This window comes from Tahibacter sp., from assembly GCF_035481375.1.
In the GTDB taxonomy this organism is placed as follows: Bacteria; Pseudomonadota; Gammaproteobacteria; order Xanthomonadales; family Rhodanobacteraceae; genus Tahibacter.
Genome location: NZ_DATIGT010000185.1, coordinates 1 through 1603 on the forward strand (window position 1 = coordinate 1; position 1603 = coordinate 1603).

2 protein-coding genes are annotated in these 1603 nt (G+C 67.2%); both read left to right on the forward strand.

The window, feature by feature from the left end; all coding sequences use genetic code 11:
* The coding region (locus tag VLF18_RS11755) for a hypothetical protein (protein ID WP_414717215.1) at nucleotides 1-463 on the forward strand (463 nt) is incomplete at its 5' end.
* A gap of 202 nt (nucleotides 464-665) precedes the next feature.
* Complete coding sequence (locus VLF18_RS11760; RefSeq protein ID WP_325279813.1) at nucleotides 666-1574, forward strand: cation diffusion facilitator family transporter; 909 nt, start codon at nucleotides 666-668, stop codon at nucleotides 1572-1574.
* Nucleotides 1575-1603 lie beyond the last annotated feature (29 nt).

Below are 1603 nucleotides of genomic sequence, written 5' to 3' on the forward strand. Positions count from 1 at the left end.
GCTCGAGCCGCTCGATGCCGCGGGGCCGCCGTCGCTCGACGTGCGCATCGCGCTGTATCGCTGCGCACGCTTCGCGAACGAACCGGCCGCGATGCGCCGTGCCGTGCAGCGCGCCCTCGAGCTGCCGATCGCCGACGCGGCCGCCGCGCGCAAGGTCAAGCAGATGATCGACGACTTCCGCAAGGTCGACGCGAACGGCCCGGCGCTGACTGCGCCGCAGCAGCTGCAGCTCGCGCGCGCCTGGCTGCGCATCGGCGCCGATGCCGATGCGGATTCGCTGGCCCGCGATCTCGCCGCGCGCGCCGGCGACACGCCCGGACTCGCCGAACTGTGCTGGCAGCTCGCGCAGCGCGCGCGCGAAGGCACGCCGGAATGGCGCTCGCGGCTGGAGCTGATCGCGCGCCACTGCCCGCGCAGCGAACTCGCGCCAAAGGCGACGTTCCTCCTGGCCCAGACGCCGTAGGGCGCAATAGCCGAAGGGCATTGCGCCATTCGCGCGAAACCATCCGGTTTTCGCGCAGCCGTTTGCGCCTTTGCGTCGACGTGAAACGACGAGGCCAGACCGGACACGGCGCAATGCGCTTCGCTTATTGCGCCCTACTTCTCCCGCTGAGGGCCGATGGTAGACTCCGCCGCCAGCGACCAGGCACGGACGAGGGGAACACATGGCCGGCAAAGCGGATTCGGTAAAGACGATTTTCTATGCGCTCGGCGCGAACTTCGCGATCTTCGTCGCCAAGCTCGTCGCCGCGATCCTTACCGGGTCGGGCTCGATGCTCGCCGAAGCGGTCCACTCGCTGGCCGACTGCGGCAACCAGGGGCTGCTGCTGCTCGGCATCAAGCGCGCCAAGGCGCCGCCGTCGCCGGATTTTCCGCTCGGTTTCGGCAAGGCGATCTATTTCTGGTCGTTCCTCGTCGCGCTGATGCTGTTCAGCGTCGGCGGCATGTTTTCGATCTACGAGGGCGTGCACAAGCTGCAGCACCCCGAACCGCTGAAATGGGCGTGGCTCGCGGTCGGCGTGCTGACCTTCGGCATCATCGCCGAGACGCTGTCGATGTGGGGCTGCCTCAACGAAGTGAACAAGGCGCGCGGGCAGCAGAGCCTGTGGCGCTGGTTCCGCGACAGCCGCCAGAGCGAACTGATCGTGATCTTCGGCGAAGACCTCGCCGCGCTGCTCGGTCTCGTGTTCGCGCTGATCGCGGTGCTGCTGACGATGGCGACCGGCGATCCGATGTACGACGCGATCGGTTCCATCGGCATCGGCGTGCTGCTCATCGTCATCGCCGTGTTCATTGCGGTCGAAGTGAAGGCGCTGCTGATCGGACAGGGCGTGGAACCGCGTGCGAAGGAAGCGATGCTCAAGTTTCTCGCCGGCCGGGAAGAGATCAAGCAGGTCTACAACCTGCTGACGCTGCAGATGGGGCCCGACGTCATGGTCGCGATCAAGGCGGAAATGTCGCGCTACCTGTCGCCGCGCGAACTCATCGACGACATCAACCGCGTCGAGGCGGCGTTCCGCGCCGAATTCCCCGACGTGCGCTGGTGCTTCTTCGAGCCGGACAGCCGGGATTGATTGAACTCGTGGCCGGGGCGAGCCGCAGG

What these genes read in the sequence shown, in the direction of transcription:
- VLF18_RS11760 (WP_325279813.1), top strand. Translation starts at nt 666, where the DNA reads ATGGCCGGCAAAGCGGATTCGGTAAAGACGATTTTCTATGCGCTCGGC.